At 73.1% G+C, this 14570-nt stretch carries 18 protein-coding genes and 2 pseudogenes; 13 read left to right on the top strand and 7 right to left on the bottom strand.

Annotation, left to right across the window (positions count from 1 at the left end; translation table 11 throughout):
- Window positions 1-392: 392 nt before the first annotated feature.
- Window positions 393-1049: a hypothetical protein gene (locus F0L17_RS03035; RefSeq protein ID WP_162465596.1), complete on the bottom strand. Its 657-nt coding sequence runs from the start codon at window positions 1047-1049 to the stop codon at window positions 393-395.
- Between the two features lie 471 nt (window positions 1050-1520).
- On the opposite strand from F0L17_RS03035, the gene rpmF reads away from it, so the two are divergent.
- Together rpmF and F0L17_RS03020 are read left to right on the top strand one after the other, a co-directional pair.
- Entirely contained in the window at window positions 1521-1691 is a 171-nt protein-coding gene (rpmF, locus tag F0L17_RS03025; protein WP_155069859.1) for a 50S ribosomal protein L32, read from the top strand.
- A 22-nt stretch (window positions 1692-1713) separates the two neighbouring features.
- Window positions 1714-2139, top strand: a pseudogene (locus tag F0L17_RS03020) (CobW C-terminal domain-containing protein); the annotation flags it as partial.
- 361 nt (window positions 2140-2500) lie between these two features.
- Here the strand turns inward: F0L17_RS03020 and rpsN are convergent.
- Together rpsN and rpmB are read right to left on the bottom strand one after the other, a co-directional pair.
- Window positions 2501-2806 (bottom strand): 30S ribosomal protein S14, encoded by a 306-nt coding sequence (rpsN, locus tag F0L17_RS03015; protein ID WP_155069857.1) that lies wholly within the window; start codon window positions 2804-2806, stop codon window positions 2501-2503.
- On the bottom strand, window positions 2806-3042 hold the full coding sequence (rpmB, locus tag F0L17_RS03010; protein ID WP_162465710.1) for a 50S ribosomal protein L28: 237 nt from the start codon (window positions 3040-3042) through the stop codon (window positions 2806-2808). Before rpmB ends, rpsN begins: the two co-directional genes overlap by 1 nt.
- Window positions 3043-3111: 69 nt before the next feature.
- Between rpmB and rpmG the strand changes: the two genes are divergently transcribed.
- The 4 genes from rpmG to rpsR are packed head-to-tail and all read left to right on the top strand — an operon-like array spanning window position 3112 to window position 5004.
- Window positions 3112-3276, top strand: coding sequence for a 50S ribosomal protein L33 (gene rpmG, locus F0L17_RS03005; protein ID WP_155069855.1), 165 nt, complete (start codon window positions 3112-3114; stop codon window positions 3274-3276).
- A gap of 47 nt (window positions 3277-3323) precedes the next feature.
- The gene (locus F0L17_RS03000) at window positions 3324-3578 is read left to right on the top strand and encodes a type B 50S ribosomal protein L31 (protein ID WP_162465709.1); all 255 of its coding nucleotides are present in this window, start codon (window positions 3324-3326) and stop codon (window positions 3576-3578) included.
- Window positions 3578-4729 carry a CobW family GTP-binding protein gene (locus F0L17_RS02995; RefSeq protein WP_155069853.1) on the top strand — a complete coding sequence of 384 codons (1152 nt, stop codon included), beginning with the start codon at window positions 3578-3580 and terminating at the stop codon, window positions 4727-4729. Before F0L17_RS03000 ends, F0L17_RS02995 begins: the two co-directional genes overlap by 1 nt.
- Before the next feature lie 38 nt (window positions 4730-4767).
- Window positions 4768-5004 carry a 30S ribosomal protein S18 gene (gene rpsR / locus F0L17_RS02990; protein ID WP_155069852.1) on the top strand — a complete coding sequence of 79 codons (237 nt, stop codon included), beginning with the start codon at window positions 4768-4770 and terminating at the stop codon, window positions 5002-5004.
- A gap of 225 nt (window positions 5005-5229) precedes the next feature.
- Here the strand turns inward: rpsR and F0L17_RS02985 are convergent, their stop codons facing one another.
- The gene (locus F0L17_RS02985; protein ID WP_155069849.1) at window positions 5230-6624 is read right to left on the bottom strand and encodes an amidohydrolase family protein; all 1395 of its coding nucleotides are present in this window, start codon (window positions 6622-6624) and stop codon (window positions 5230-5232) included.
- A gap of 50 nt (window positions 6625-6674) precedes the next feature.
- Entirely contained in the window at window positions 6675-7430 is a 756-nt protein-coding gene (locus F0L17_RS02980) for an Atu4866 domain-containing protein (protein ID WP_155069846.1), read from the bottom strand.
- Window positions 7431-7607: 177 nt separating this feature from the next.
- On the opposite strand from F0L17_RS02980, the pseudogene F0L17_RS02975 reads away from it, so the two are divergent.
- Window positions 7608-7729: pseudogene (locus F0L17_RS02975) on the top strand (Atu4866 domain-containing protein); the annotation flags it as partial.
- 92 nt (window positions 7730-7821) lie between these two features.
- Here the strand turns inward: F0L17_RS02975 and F0L17_RS26795 are convergent.
- Window positions 7822-8205: a hypothetical protein gene (locus F0L17_RS26795; RefSeq protein ID WP_162465595.1), complete on the bottom strand. Its 384-nt coding sequence runs from the start codon at window positions 8203-8205 to the stop codon at window positions 7822-7824.
- Window positions 8206-8971: 766 nt separating this feature from the next.
- Here F0L17_RS26795 and F0L17_RS02970 point away from each other — a divergent pair.
- Window positions 8972-10027, top strand: a complete 1056-nt coding sequence (locus F0L17_RS02970; protein ID WP_338017933.1) for a DNA cytosine methyltransferase — start codon at window positions 8972-8974, stop codon at window positions 10025-10027.
- Between the two features lie 108 nt (window positions 10028-10135).
- On the opposite strand, the gene F0L17_RS02965 is transcribed toward F0L17_RS02970, so the two are convergent.
- Entirely contained in the window at window positions 10136-10567 is a 432-nt protein-coding gene (locus F0L17_RS02965) for a DNA mismatch endonuclease Vsr (protein ID WP_162465708.1), read from the bottom strand.
- Window positions 10568-10966: 399 nt separating this feature from the next.
- Between F0L17_RS02965 and F0L17_RS02960 the strand changes: the two genes are divergently transcribed.
- The 5 genes from F0L17_RS02960 (at window position 10967) to F0L17_RS02940 (ending at window position 14550) form a co-directional block, all read left to right on the top strand.
- Window positions 10967-11584: a DUF6230 family protein gene (locus F0L17_RS02960; protein WP_155069842.1), complete on the top strand. Its 618-nt coding sequence runs from the start codon at window positions 10967-10969 to the stop codon at window positions 11582-11584.
- Entirely contained in the window at window positions 11575-11961 is a 387-nt protein-coding gene (locus tag F0L17_RS02955; RefSeq protein WP_155069840.1) for a DUF6114 domain-containing protein, read from the top strand. Before F0L17_RS02960 ends, F0L17_RS02955 begins: the two co-directional genes overlap by 10 nt.
- Window positions 11958-12677: a hypothetical protein gene (locus F0L17_RS02950; protein ID WP_162465707.1), complete on the top strand. Its 720-nt coding sequence runs from the start codon at window positions 11958-11960 to the stop codon at window positions 12675-12677. Before F0L17_RS02955 ends, F0L17_RS02950 begins: the two co-directional genes overlap by 4 nt.
- Window positions 12678-13122: 445 nt before the next feature.
- Window positions 13123-13377, top strand: a complete 255-nt coding sequence (locus F0L17_RS02945) for a DUF1876 domain-containing protein (protein ID WP_155069839.1) — start codon at window positions 13123-13125, stop codon at window positions 13375-13377.
- A gap of 312 nt (window positions 13378-13689) precedes the next feature.
- Window positions 13690-14550, top strand: a complete 861-nt coding sequence (locus tag F0L17_RS02940) for a universal stress protein (RefSeq protein ID WP_155069837.1) — start codon at window positions 13690-13692, stop codon at window positions 14548-14550.
- Window positions 14551-14570 lie beyond the last annotated feature (20 nt).

The raw sequence follows: 14570 nt of genomic DNA, 5'->3' as shown, positions 1-14570 counted from the left end.
CCGCGCACGACACCGGCCTCTGCCGGGCGCCGGTGACCGCCGCCCGGCCGACCGAGCCCCGTCGGGGCAGGGGACCCATGTGGCACCCTGCCTCGACGGGGCTCCCTGCGCTCCCGGTGTGGACACACCCGATCGCGCGGCAGTCGCACGGCACCGGCTCCCCACCGTCTCGTCATACGCCTCCGACGCTCAACGGCCATGGAGGATCCTCGGCGCCGTCAGCCCGCCGGGGCGTATCGCGTCGCCCGGCGTACCTCCCCGGTCGCCGGCAGCTCCCGGAAACCTCATGCCCTCACCGAAGCCCCCTCCCGGAGCACGCCTCACTCGCGACAGGGGGAACGATTGCCGGTGACGGGACGGCTGATCGTTCGCCGGCTGTTCTCTATTCGCTCTCACCAGGCAACTGGTTCCAAGGGAGTGTGGTCATCCTGTCTGTAATAGGCGCGCACCAGCGAGATTCTGGCGACTCGCCGGCCTTCTGCCACTGCTTGCTCCGCAGCCTTCCGCCCGGTGAAGGCCCGCTGTTCTCGTCCGTACTCCTCGTGAGGCTCGATACTGGGCGGGGTGTCCAGGAGGCGAAGCTCGCCACTGTCCTGGACCAGCGTGACGACGAGACGGTCGTGAGTCTGGGGGGAGCGGTACTCGTACCGTTCGGAGGTGCGCGCGAAATCAGGAGGGAACGGCGCCCGTGAACCGATCCACCGGTCGCCATCGAGGGCCTTTCCCCATGCCTCACCAACCGTCCGCGGGTCGCCGTCGAAGACGACATACCGCTCCAGCCGCCACTGGCAGCTCAGCGGGCCGGCGGACTCCCCTTCGAAGGGGACGTGACGGAGGCAGTGGTCCACGGCCGCGGCGCCGAGTTGCCGCGGTGCGCCCGGAAGGACGTCGACGACCTCCTCCAGGCGGCGTTCGGCCTCCGCCTTCGCACTGCGGCTAGCCGTCTCGATCTCACCGGTCTGCGACAGGGCGGCCATCGGCAAGCCCGCCACCTGCACGTAGCCGTACCACCACGCTGTGGCTAGACCCGCCGGCACAGCCACCATCATTCCCGCACCGACTATCCGGCGTCGCACCTGTGGACTTGTCCTTCTTGCCATACCGAGACTCTCCCAAGCCCATGTCACTGAAGAGCAACGAATCTGTCCGAGACCGGCAGCCGGTGCGGCCCTGGTGGAGCAGTGCGTTGGCGACCTCCCGCATCGCGTACCGGCCCTGACGGCCGCTGACCGAGGGATGCGCGGCCTTTTGTGCGGTGATCACCGGCTCGATCAGCCCCCACCGGGCGTCGGATGAGTCGCTCGGGTGGGGCTTGCGTTCACTCACCTGATCACATCAACAGGCCGGCGGCTACGGACCGACGGGTTCCGCCCCACCCCCACATCGTCAGGTGACAGCAGAGCCATCCAAAGTCTCACAGACCGCCCTCTTCCGGGGCGGCAACGCGACCACAGGAGATGTTGAGGATGAATGTCGTTTTCAGATAGTGTTCGGGTCGCCCAACGAACAGGAGAACCGTCATGGCCGTGCCCAAGCGGAAGATGTCCCGCAGCAATACCCGCCACCGTCGCGCCCAGTGGAAGGCCCGCACCCCGCAGCTGGTGCCGATCACGGTGGACGGGGTGCCCCATCTGGTGCCGCAGCGCCTGGTCAGGGCGTACGAGCGCGGTCTGCTGCGCCCCCAGGGCTGAGAACGGCATGGCGTACGGGCGGCTGCCGGAGACCGAGGGGTACGGCGTCTCCTCCACCGTCTTCCGCTCCGGCAGGCCGTTCCACTCCGAGAGGCCGTGGTCGTTCGTGGCCGAGGGGCTCGACAGTGGGAGGTTCGGGCGGGCCCTGTGCTCCAAGGGCTTCTTCCACCTGGTGTCCCACCCGCATGTGGCCGGGCTGTGGTCCCAGGCCGGCTCCGTCGCCCGCTTCGAGCCCTCCGGTGTTCGTGAGACAGGGGACGGCCGAGGGCGGGAACCGGTGTTCGTCGGCACCGACTTGCGCGCCGATGAACCGCGGGCCGCCCTGTCCGTGTGCCTGACGGCCGACGGCGAGGCGCCTCCGCTCCACGATCCGTTCCCCGCGTGGGACGCCTACGGCATCGGCGACGCCTGCGACCACGACCACCGGCAGCGGCTGCCGGTGGCGTGAGGGCTCCGGGTCGGGCGGTGGTGCGGCCACGGCACCGACCGACCCGGTCCTCTTCCTCCGTCGCCTACCGGAGCCCCTGCCGGCCGGACCGCCGGGACCGGTCCGTCCCGGCTTTCCGGGCCGGCGCCGGCCTTTCGCCGCGCCGTGCCGCGCTGGAGCCCCCACAGCGCTCATCGCCGTGCCCACGGCGCTCATCGCCATGGTGACGGCGGCCTTCTCGCCTTCGCTCCGCGCGCCCTCCGGCTCGGAGCGCGCCGCACCGCGGTGACCGAGGCGCCATGCCGCCCGGGGCGCACCGGAGGAGCGCACCGGCCGTTCCCTTCGTGGTGGAGCGGCGGCCGCTCCACCACGAAGGGGTCTGTCACCAGGAGGACTTGGTGACCCCGGGAAGGAAGCCTGCGTGGGCCTGCTGCCGCATCCGCACCCGGGAGAGTCCGAACCTGCGCAGGTGGCCGCGCGGTCGGCCGTCCACGGCGTCGCGGTTGCGCACCCGGGTGGCACTGGCGTCGCGCGGTTGGCGCCGCAGCTCGGCCAGGGCGGCGGCCCGCTCTTCCTCGGTGGAGGAGGAGCGGCGGAGGATTTCCTTCAGCTCCGCGCGCCGGGCCGCGTACCGGGCGACGGTCGCCCTGCGCTTGTCGTTCTTGGCGATCTTGCTCTTCTTGGCCATCAGACCCTTCCTCCCCGGGCGCGGATGCGGGCGACGGCGGCCTCGATACCGATGGCGTCGACGGCCTTGATGCCCTTCGCGCTGAGGGTGAGGCGGACGTGGCGGCCCTCGCCGGGCAGCCAGTACCGCTTGCGCTGGATGTTGGGGTCGAAGCGGCGCGAAGTGCGCCGGTGGGAGTGGGAGATCTTCTTGCCGAAGCCCGGCTCGGCGCCGGTGAGCTGGCAGTGGGCGGACACGGGGGTTCCTTCCTCTCGGTGAGCGGCTCCCTTTTCGACAATGGAAACCATTGTCATATACTAGCGGTCATGGCACGCAGTGAACTCCGCCCGGTCGTCAAGCTCCGCTCCACCGCGGGGACCGGCTACACCTACGTCACCCGCAAGAACCGCCGCAACGACCCCGACCGCATGGTCCTGCGCAAGTACGACCCCCTCGTCCGCCGGCACGTCGACTTCCGCGAGGAACGCTGACCCGCACCGGCTCCCACCCCTCCCGCACGGCCCCGAAGGACACCACTGTGAAACCCGGAATCCACCCCCCGTACGGCCCCGTCGTCTTCCGCGACCGGAGCGCCGGCTTCGCCTTCCTCACCCGCTCCACCATGACCAGCGACAAGACCATCGAGTGGGAGGACGGCGCCACCTATCCCGTCGTCGATGTCGAGATCTCCTCGGCGAGTCACCCCTTCTACACCGGCACCCAGCGGGTGCTGGACACCGCCGGACGCGTCGAGCGGTTCGAGCGCCGCTACGGAAGGCACGGGAAGCGCTGATGGCGGCCGGCTGCGCGCTCCCCGTGGTGGTCGTCGCCGGACTGCACTCCGACGCCCGTCGGCAGACCGTGGAGGGGCTGCTGCGGACCGTGTCGGACAGCGTGGCGCTCCACCACGACCTGTCCACCGCCGCCGAAGGCGTGGTGACGCTCACCGTGCGCGACGCCTCGGGCGAACTGTCCCGCGGTGAGGCTCCGCTGGTCAACGACTGCGCATGCTGCGCGCTGCGCGAGAATCTCGTCCCGGAGCTGGAGCGGCTGGCCGCCGCCGGCACGGTCCGGCTGGCCGTCGTCGAGCTGTGGGACTCCGTCGAGCCCAAGGGCATGGCCGAGGTGATCGCCGCCCACGGCCACGGCGCCCTGGAGTTCGGCTGTGTCGTCACCGCCGTCGACCCCGCCCTCGTCCTGCCCTGCCTGGCGAACGGGGACGACCTGACCGAGGTCGGCCTCGCCGCGGCCACCGCCGACCGGCGCACCGTCGCCGACACCTGGGCGCGGCAGATCGAGTACGCGCCGGTGCTGGCCCTCGTCGACAACCCGGAGGCCGACGAGGAGGACCACGCCCTCCTCGCCCAGCTCCACCCCACCGCCCGCCGGATGGCCGCCGATTCCCCGGAGCTGGCCGAGGCGGCCTTCGGCGGCTTCGACGTGGCGATGGCCGCCGCCGCGCAGCACCCCGCCTGCACCCTGCTGCCCCAGGACGCGGAGGAGGCCGGGGTGGGCACCCTCGTCTGGCGCCGCCACCGCCCCTTCCACCCCGAGCGTCTCTACGAGGCCCTCGAAGACCTCGCCTGCGCCGCTGCCCGCAGCCGCGGCCGCTTCTGGCTCGCCGACCGCCCCGACACCCTGCTGGCCTGGGACTGTGCCGGCGGCGCGCTCTGCGTCGAGAGCGCCGGCCCCTGGCTGGCGTCCCTGCCCGACGCCGCCTGGGAGATGGCCGATCCCGTCCGCAGGGCGGCCGCCGCGTTGGACTGGCACCCCGAACACGGCGACCGCTGCCAGCACCTGGTCTTCACCTCCCCCGGCCTGGACCGTGAGGGCCTGGCGGGCCTGCTCGACTCCTGCCTGCTCACCGACGCCGAGTACGCCGCCGGGCCCGAGGCCTGGAGACGCCTCCCGGCCGCCTTCGACCCCCTGCTGGACCCGGCCTGAGCCGGACCGGCACCGACCCGAGAGAACCGAGGAACCCCATGCCCCGCCGCCCCGATCCCCGCGGACAGGTCAGGCCCCGCCCCAACCCCCTGGACGCCGCCGGAATCACCTACATCGACTACAAGGACACCGATCTGCTGCGGAAGTTCGTCTCCGACCGCGGCAAGATCCGCAGCCGCCGCGTCACCCGCGTCACCGCCCAGCAGCAGCGCCGGCTCGCCCGCGCGATCAAGAACGCCCGGGAGATGACCCTGCTGCCCTACTCGAGCCGATAGCCGGCGTCCACCTCACACGGGGACACCGGCCCTCCACCGGTGCCGGGCCGGTACCTGCTCCCTGCGGGTACCGGTTGTGCCGCAGCGGCTGTCAAGGCGCCGACGACGCGTTCGACGCGGCTCGCGTGTCCCTGCCGCAGGGGCTCGCCTGCCGTCCCGACCCTCCGCGGCGCCCCCGCCCCGCGGCAGTGGCGCCTCCGGCCGGGGGCGCTGGGCGGGGGATGCTCAGGCTGCCGGGGTGTTCAGCACGTACTCGCGCGAGGCGTGGACCTCGCGGCGCAGGGCGGGCAGGTCGATGTCGAGGACGTGGCCGTCCCACTTGCGTACCTCACCGTTGACGAGGACGGCGCCGATGTTGCGGGCGTCGGAGCCCAGCACGACGGTGCCGACGGGGTCGTTGAGCGGCATGTTGTTGAGGTCCTCGGCCCGGACGACCAGCAGGTCGGCCTTCTTGCCCGGGGTGAGCGAGCCGGTGACGCCCTCCAGGCCGTTGGTACGGGCACCCTGGAGGGTGGCGAAGTCCAGGACGTCGTGGGTGGTGATGCGGGCGGGCTGCCCGTCGGTGCCGTGGGCGGCGTTGACGGCCCGCATCCGCTGGATGGCGTGCAGGGTGCGCATCTGCGTGAACATGTCGCTGACCAAGGCGACTTCGACGTCGATACTCAGTCCGGGGCGGATGCCGGCGGACAGGGCCTCGTCGACGGCGGGGATCGCGGTCTCCAGACCGATCTGGGCGTCGGAGGTGGGGGCGAGGGCCACGGTGGTGCCGGTCTCCCCCATGACCTTCCACGCTTCGGGGGTCAGCCCGGTGGCGTGGATGAGAGTGACGTCGGGGCCGAGGATGCCGTGTCCGGCCCAGCGCGGGATCGCCTCGGAGGAGGATGTGCCGAAGACCGCGTCCACGCTCACCCCGATGTCCAGGTCCTTCGCGACGCGGGCGAGTTCGGGACCGTAGGCGAGTGCCGGGCCGGCGATCTCGTCGGTGGCGAGCGTCGCCAGGCGCAGGGTCAGCAGCTGGTCGTCGCTGCCGAAGTACCGCTCCTTGAGGCGGGTCAGGTCGCCGGGCCACTGCCTGTCCCAGTCGCCGAAGTGCGGGCCCATGGAGGCGTGCACGCCGCGGATGCCGGTGTCGCGGAGGGCCTCGACCGCGGCGTCGGAGTGCTCGGGGGTGCGGGAGTTGTGGGAGAAGTCGAGCATGGTCGTGATGCCGCCGTCGATCGCGGTGAGGGCGGCCAGCTTGGTGCCGGTGTACATGTCCTCGGGCCGGTAGACCGTGGCGTAACCGGCCAGGGTGGACACGACGTAGGCGCCGAGGTCGTCGACGTCCGGCATGATGCGGCGCAACTGGGCCTCCCAGGCGTGCCGGTGGGTGTCGACGAAACCGGGGCTGAGGACGGAGCCGGTGGCGTCGACGGCCACGGCGTCGCCGGCGTCGATGTTCGGACCGATCGCGGTGATGGTGTCGCCCTCGACGAGCAGGTCGGCGTCGTGCAGGACACCGAGGGCGGGGTCCATGGTGACGATGGTCGCGCCGGTGAACAGGATGCGCCGTTCGTGTGCGGGGCGGCGTCGGAGCCGGTCGAGGACGGCGGCGCTGGTGGTGTCGTTGACGTTGTTCATGGGGAATCTGCTTTCCGTGGCTCTCGGGGATGTGCGGGCGCGGCCGACGGTCAGCTGCGCTTCATGACGTAACTCGCGTGGTGCAGTTCGTCGGCCTCGAACTTCCCGTAGGCCCAGAAGCCGAGGTCGTCCAGGTAGTCGATGCGGTCGCCGTCGATCCAGAACCGGCCCTGATAGGCGTGGGGGCGGCCGCCCCGGGTCTCGTCGTAGCGGCCGTCGGCGGTGAGTTCCTGGTGCAGGAAGTCCTCCCGGTCGATCCAGACGCCGAGCCGTGGGTCGCCGGTCAGGTCCGGTGCGGCGGGGATGCCCGTCTCGGGGGCGGTGGGCCTGCCGGGGGCGTCGGTGCCCGCCCACAGGACGGGCCGGCCGGCCGCGACCAGCGCGCGGACTCGTTCCGGGCGGGACACGAGGGTGGTCACCGCGCTGGGCACATCGGCGGCGAGCTCGTCGGGCACCACCAGGAAGTCGGCGGTGTTGCCCGGTGTCAGCGTCGCGACGTACTCCGAGCGTCGGCCGCGCCCGCCGACCAGGGCGGCGGTGTCCACGACGGCGGGGACGACGGTCGTGCCCGTGCAGTCGACGACGATGGCGTTGTCGTCCTGTGCCGCGGTGACGATGGCGGGGCCGACGCCCACGATCAGGGAACCGACGAGCAGGACGTCGGCACCGGTCACGGTCCCGATCAGCGGGTCCATCGTCACGATCCGGGCGTTGGTGAACAGGACCGGACGGCCACCGTCGTTCGCGACGATCTCGTCGAGGGCCTTTCGGTTCCAGTCCACGGTGTCGGTGTCGGTGTCGGTCATGGTGTTCCTCAAGGGGAGTCGGCTCATCGGTCGGTCCGACGAGCGAAGCGGGTGCCCATGCGGGCGGGGGAAGCCGCTCGGTGATTGCCGCGGCCGCACGACCACCAGGTTCGTCGCCGTGCGCAACCGGAACCAGGCCGCTGTGTCCCCGGGTGTGCGGCACCCAGGGTCGGCCCCCTGCCCACGGTGGCGTCCGCGGACGGACACACCCGTCGGGAACCACTGCCAACGGCCGCTACGTCGAGGCTCGCGGGCAGCGCCGGAGCGCCTACACCGGCCGGTACACCGCCACCGGTGACATCCGCGGCGGGACCCGGGACGTTCTGCGGTCGGGGCTCCTCGGCCGGGCGTTCCCGAACTCCCCGGTCCGCGCACCACCGGCCAACGCGGGTCAGGCGCCGCTCCGCCACCGGTCGAGCGACCGCCGGGTGGCGAGCGTGTCGGGGTGGGCCTCGCCCAGCACCCGCGTCTGCTCCGCCGGCAGGTGGGTCAGCTCGGCCACGGCGCCCGCCGCGTCGCCCGACCGCCCCAGCCAGTAGGCCTGCCGGCCATGGGGGGTGAAGACCCCGAGGTGGTCCGGCCCGTGCAGCGGGTGGATCAGCGGATCGTCGTACGGGGTGAAGGACCCGGTCTTCTGCCGGTGCAGCTCGCGTAGCTGGTCGCGCAGCAGTTCGCCCAGCGGCGCGGGGCGTGTGGTGAACAGGTCCATCAGGTTCCGGCCTCGGGGATCGTGGCCGTACAGCTGCGCCTGGTCGCGGAGGAGATCGGCCGGCACCGCGGCGGCCCCGCCGGGTCGCCCGCCTCGCCCCGCCAGTGCGCCGGCCGCGATCGTGTCTCGAAGGACGCGAGGACGCCGTCGCCCGGGGCGTGCGCTGCCCGCTGCTCGGTCGCCACCGCGGCCAGTTCCGCCGCGGCTCCCGGCGCGTCCCCGGCCACTCCCCGCCAGTGGGCGGCCTCTCCCCGGGCGAGGAGGGGGCGCGTGCGCACGGGGCCCGTGCCGGCGGCCGGCCTCGCCGGCCGGCCAGGTGAAGTGACGCCGTGCGGCCTCCGCGTCGCCGTGCCGCCCCAGCAGCCGGGGCACGTCGATCAGGACGCCGTGCACACGCGTGTCCGGCGGGGGGCCGAACAGCCGGTCCAGATCACCGGCCGCCGCGGACTGCTGTCGCGCCGAGGCCGGCCGAGCAGCGCGGTCTCGTGACGGCGCACCAGTTGTTCGCCGACCGGAGCGACACCCCACCGGAGGCCGACGCCGTCCACAGGGTCGTGACCGCGGTCGTCGCCGGCGTCGTGCGGGAGTCGGGCCGTGAACGGCCCCGGTGCCGGCCGGCTTCCCGCGGGAGCCGCGCCGCCGTCGCGCACATCCGACGGTGGCCGGTCGCCGTCCGCGGGTGCAGTAGCATGACGGCGCTCGGGCGCGGTGGGCCGCGGGTGGTCCGCGCGGCCGGCGCGGTGATGTTCGAGACGGAGCCACGGAGACCGACGACACGATGCCCTCCCGTCAACCGCCTCCGTCCCGACGACCGGGAGCCCGCGCCGGGATCGTGGACCTCTTCGCCGGTCCCGGTGGACTGGACGTGGCGGCCCACCGGTTGGGCGTGCCCGTCGTCGGCGTCGAGTGGGACGAGGACGCGTGCGCCACCCGCCGAGCGGCGGGGCTGCCGACGGTCGAGGGCGATGTGCGACGCCCGCACGAGGCGAGGTCCTGGTACCGGTGCGAGCCCGCGGACCTGGCGGACGCCACCGTCCTGGCGGGCGGGCCGCCGTGCCAGACCTACACCGTCGCGGGGACCGGCGCCGGGCGTCGGGCCCTGGAGGAACTGCGCGGTCTCGTCAAGCGCATGGCCGTGCGCGAGGACATCACCGCCGAGCTGGCCGGGCTGGACGACGAACGCACCGGGCTGGTGCTCGAACCCCTCAGGTGGGCCCTCGCCGCGATCGACGACGGTCGTGCCTACGAGGCGGTCGTACTGGAGCAGGTGCCGGCCGCGCTGCCGGTGTGGGAGGCGGTCGGCGAGGTCCTGACCGGCGAGGGGTACTCGGTGGCCCACGGTGTGTTGCGGGCGGAGGAGTTCGGGGTGCCGCAGACCCGGCGCCGTGCCATCCTGATCGCCCGCCGCGACGGCACGGCCGCGCTGCCCGAGGCGACGCACCGCCCGTACCGCAAGGGCGTTCCCCGCTCGGACGGGGCTTCCGCCCGGAAGCCGTGGGTGTCGATGGGCGAGGTCCTCGACCGGCCCGGTCCGTTCGTGGTGGTCTCCAACTACGGCACCGGCGGCGACCCCAGGGCCCGGGGGCGGCGCCGGTCGACCGAACCGGCCGCCACCGTCACGGGGAAGATCTCCCGCAACCGTGTGGTGGGCCCCGACGGCGTCGAGGAGCCCCGGTTCAGCTTCTCCGAGGCGGGGCGGTTGCAGACCTTCCCGGCGGACTACCCGTGGCGGGGCCGCGCCGTCGCCCAGCAGATAGGCAACGCCATTCCGCCGCGCCTGGCCCTGCACGTCCTGTCCGCAGCACTGGGGCTGGGCGAGGAGGAACGGGACGGGCACCTGGCGGCGTTGGACTCGGCCACGCGCGGCGAGACCTCCTGGGCGACCTGACGGTCCCACCGGGTGGGAGCGGCGGCGGGACGGGCGGGCCCGTGCGGGGGCGTGCCGCCTCCACCGGGTCCCGGCCGGACGGGGGCGTGCCGACGCTCCGACGGGTTCTCAGGCTCCGGGCCCGCCGCCGCGTCTCTCCGCCACCAGCGCGGCGATCCTCGCCGCGGCCTCCGCCGGGTCCTCGTGCTCCCAGACCCGCACCGCGGCCCAACCGGCGTCCGCCAGCCGGGCGTCGGTGTCGAGGTCCCGGGTGCGGTTCCCCTCGATCTTCCGGCGCCAGAACTCGGCGTTGTTCTTCGGCCAGGTCGCGTGCTGCGGGCAGCCGTGCCAGAAGCAGCCGTCCACGAACACCGCGACGCGGGCCGGCCCGAACACGATGTCGGCCTCCCGCCGCACGCCCTTCACCGGCCGCCGGTGGACCCGGTACCTCAGGCCGGAGGCGTGCAGGGCCCGTCGCAGTGCCAGTTCCACCTCGGTGTCGCGGCTCCGCTGCCGGCTCATGCGGGCACGGGTCCGCGCGGTCGTCTCCAAGCGCCTCACGCGCCCATTCTGCCGATCCGCTCCGGCCCCGGGGGCACGGGCCGCGACCGTCTCCGCGTCCCGGCGGGCTGCCGGTCCGCGTGGCGTGGATCCGTCGGCCCCGACAGGTCGGCGACGGGGCGGGCCTGTCGGAGCTCCTCGGTTCTCCGGAGACGCGGGACGGGCTCCGAATGGCCGAAAAGGAGCTGTGAGGATTCTTGCCGGTGACCACCGGCACACCTACAGTCATGCTACTCGCCGGTATTGACATGTCCACTAATACCGGATGGCCCCCGTGCGCGATCCACGGCCGCGGGTGGAGCCGCACCACCGAGCACAGATCCGACGAGCCACCGATCCGTCGCAGTTCGATGCCAGAGGCGCGTCCGCGGGCGTCGCGGACCGCCGGAGGGGTGTGTGATGAAGGACGTTCAGGAAAGACCCGTCACCGGCCGTGTCGGATGGCGCCGGTTCGCCGCCGTGTCCGTGCCCGGCTTCGCCGTCACCGGAGCGCTGGCCGTCGCCCTGGCCCAGGGCGCGCTCGCGGCGTCGTTCGCGGTCTCCGGGCAGCAGTTCAAGGTCTCCGCGGAGCGGCTTGAGGGAACCGGTTTCGTCCAGTACGGAAGTGTGGACGTCAACGCCCGCGAGGACCTGCTCCCCGTGGCCGTGACCGGCATCAAGGAAGCGGACCTCCACGGCCTGTGCCAGTCGGTCGTCACCACCCTGCCCCTCCTCGGGGACATCTCGCTGAACCTGACCGCCGGCAAGAAGAAGCCGGTCGAGGCCACCGACCTGTTCGTGGACGCCACCCAGCTCTCCGGCGACGCGTCCTTCGAGAACATCGAGATCGGCCGTGACGCCTCCACGCTCGACAAGGGCCCCGAAGGCGCCCAGGGCATGCAGGACGCCTTCTCCCAGCAGGCCGACACCATCGAGATCTCCGACCTGAGGCAGGTCGCCTGGGCCACCAACGCCGGGACCTTCAAGCTCCCCGGCCTGAGCATGAAGATCACCCGGGGCAAGCGCGAATGCTTCTGAGGTGGCGGCGCTGGCGTCGCGGCAGGCCCTTCTGGGGCGGACTGATCACCGTCGTCGCGGGCGTGGAGATCGCCGTCATCCCCCTGGCGCCGATGAAGGTGATGCTGCATCAGGGGGTGGCGGGGGCCGGGTCCGTCCTCCTGGGCGCCGTCATGGTCGTGATGGGACTGTCGGCCTGGTTCGCGCCCCAGTACCGCTCGCTCGCCGGAATCCTCACCGCCATGGTCGCCGCGACGGCCCTGGTGCTCTCCAATCTCGGCGGCTTCCTGATCGGGACGGTCGCCGGTGTCATCGGCGGCGCGATGCTCTTCGGCTGGCAGCCGGACGCACCGCCGTCCCCCCACCCCTCGCCCCAACCATCAGAGGAGACAGTGTGACGCACCGTTCGCCAACCCCCTCCACCCTCCGCCGTGCCGCCCGCGGAACGGTCGCGGCCGGCGCCGGACTGGCCGCCGCGGCCGCCCTGGCGCTGGCCGGGACCGGGACCGCGACGGCTCGGCAGGCCGTCGCGGGCTCCACCACGGTCGGCCCCGCCGGCCACTACTTCGCGGCCGACCTGACCGGCAACGCCACCTTCAAGGCGGGCAGCGTGACCGTGACCTGCACGGTCTCCAGTTCCCGGCCCACCTCGCCGACGGGCACCGACGACGCCAACCGGATTCCGGACGCTCCGGACAACAGCAACGCCGCGGGCCCGGTCGGCGGTCCGCTCAACGCGCCCACCTACGGTTCGTGCCGGACCAGCATGCCGGGCGTGTGGGCCACCATCACCACCTCCGGCTCCTGGGGCGTCTCCGTCCGACACGGCGACCCCTCCACCGCGAGCCTGGCCATGCCGCGGGGCGGCTTCGTCCTGAAGACCAGCGGGCTGGCCAACTGCACGGTGACCGCGGCCCCCGACGGCGGTGCCACCGTGGCGGGCGGCTGGACCAACGGATCGCCCTCCAAGCTGTCCTTCGTCAACGCCGCCGTGCCGGTGGACGTCGTCGGCGGGTTCGGCTGCCCGACCAGCGCCACCAGCTCCATCTTCAACGCCGTCTACGACATCACGGACGTGACCGACCCCGCGTCGCAGATCACCGTGACCGAGTAGTCCGGCGGAGCACGGCCCCACAGGAGGGCCCCGGACGGTGACCAGGCTGCCGCCCGGGGCCCGTGCCGTGCCCTCGCGCGCTCCCGTGCGATGGAACCCCGACGACCCCGGGGTTACGGTGGAATCGAGGAGCCCAAGGCGCGTCGACGCCGAGGAGGTGCCGTCGATGCCGGACGCGGCGACGGCCGAAGCGGCCCGGACGGTCGGCATCCACGCGGATGTCGGACCCGAACCGGTCGGTCGCGCGTCCACGCGGCGATCGGCGCGTTCCCGCCGCCGCGGGCCGCTTCGGTCTTCCCCGCGGGTCCGGGCCCGGTCGGCGGATCCCCGTCCCCGTCCCGTCTCGACCCGGTCTCCGTCGCCCTTCCCGGAGGGAGGGGTCCGGCCGTACCGGCCCGTCGAGCTCCGGACCGCGTCGGCCCCACGTCACCACAGGGAGCAGACGATGACGCACACACAGGACTGGAAGGTACGCCTCCACCTCTTCGAGGACGGCGGGACGACCAAGGCGCGCGCGGTGTTGGACATCGGCGACACGGCGATCACCGGACAGGGCGTCGCACGGCGCAACCCGCACGACCGGGACATCCCGGAGATCGGCGACGAACTCGCCGCGGGTCGGGCCATGAACGATCTGGCGCGAAAGCTGCTGAGCGTCGCGCAGAGCGACATCGAGGGCATCTCGCACCCCGGTCCCTGAGCTCCGGGGTCCGGCGTTCCCCGAGCGGTCGCCGGTGTCCGGCCGTGGGGCGTCGGGGTCGAGTGTCTTCCCCCGCCCGAACGGAGGCGGGGGAGAGGGAGGACGACACCGTCGAAATAATGTGCCAAGCAGATCATATGGCGAACCAGGGAGGGCGGAACGCCGCCTCCTGAAGAAAGCGACCCCACGAACGCCGGGCGAGGGCGGAGGGTTCTCCCGCCCCGCCCGTATCCCCCACCCACCGGGGTACCCGGCATCGGCCCGGAGTCGGGGCGGACCACCGCTCCCGGGAGTGTTGGAGGTGCATGGCCCATGACCCGCACCGTCACCGTGGGGCTGGACGGATCACGCGAGAGTCTGGCCGCGGCGCGCTGGGCGGCCCTGGAGGCGACGCGCCGCGGACTGCCGCTGCGGATCGCACAGGTGTGGGAGACCCGCGCCCACCCGCCTGTGGACCCCCGGGCGCAGGAGCGGTGGGAGCGGATCCCGGACGAGGTGACGGCCGAGCTCGTGCGCCGGCATCCAGGGCTGGAGGTGGTGGTCGACCGCCTGGCCGGGCGTCCGGCGGAGGTGTTGCGGGACTCCGTGGACGAGGCCGAGGTGCTGGTGCTGGGGAGCCGCGGCAGGGGGGCGCTCGCGGGTTTCCTGGTCGGTTCCGTGGCGTTGTCGACGGTGGCCCACGTCGCGTGTCCGGTGGTGCTGGTGCGGGCCGGCGCCGAGGGCGAGGAGATTTCCGCCGAGCCGGCGGGGGACGTGGTGGTGGGGGTGGACCTGACCAGGCCGCACGAGGAGGTCGCGGCGTTCGCGTTCGGCGCGGCCGATCGGCGCGGGGTGGTGCTGGAGGTCCTCCACGGTTGGGACCCGCCGCCGGTCTACGGCATCAGCCCGGTGGCGGTCGGCCCGCACCTGCTGGACGACCTGGCCGAGGAGAAGGCTCTGGCGCTGGAGAACGCGGTGCGGCCCTGGCGGGAGCGGTACCCGGACGTGGAGGTCAGGACCCGGGCGGTGATCGGACGGGTCTCGCACCACCTGCTGGACGCGTCGGAGCACGCCTGCCTGGTGGTCGTGGGTCGTCGCGGCCGCCGTTCGCCGCTGGGCTTCCACACCGGGCCGGTCACCCACGCGGTGATGCACCACTGCGCGGCACCCGTGGCGGTGGTCCCGCACGCCTGACCGGCTCACCGGTCCGGGGG

This window comes from Streptomyces taklimakanensis, from assembly GCF_009709575.1.
GTDB lineage: Bacteria > Actinomycetota > Actinomycetes > Streptomycetales > Streptomycetaceae > Streptomyces > Streptomyces taklimakanensis.
The sequence above is the reverse complement of the archived record's forward strand: the minus strand, read 5'-3'. Positions and strand labels throughout refer to the sequence as shown.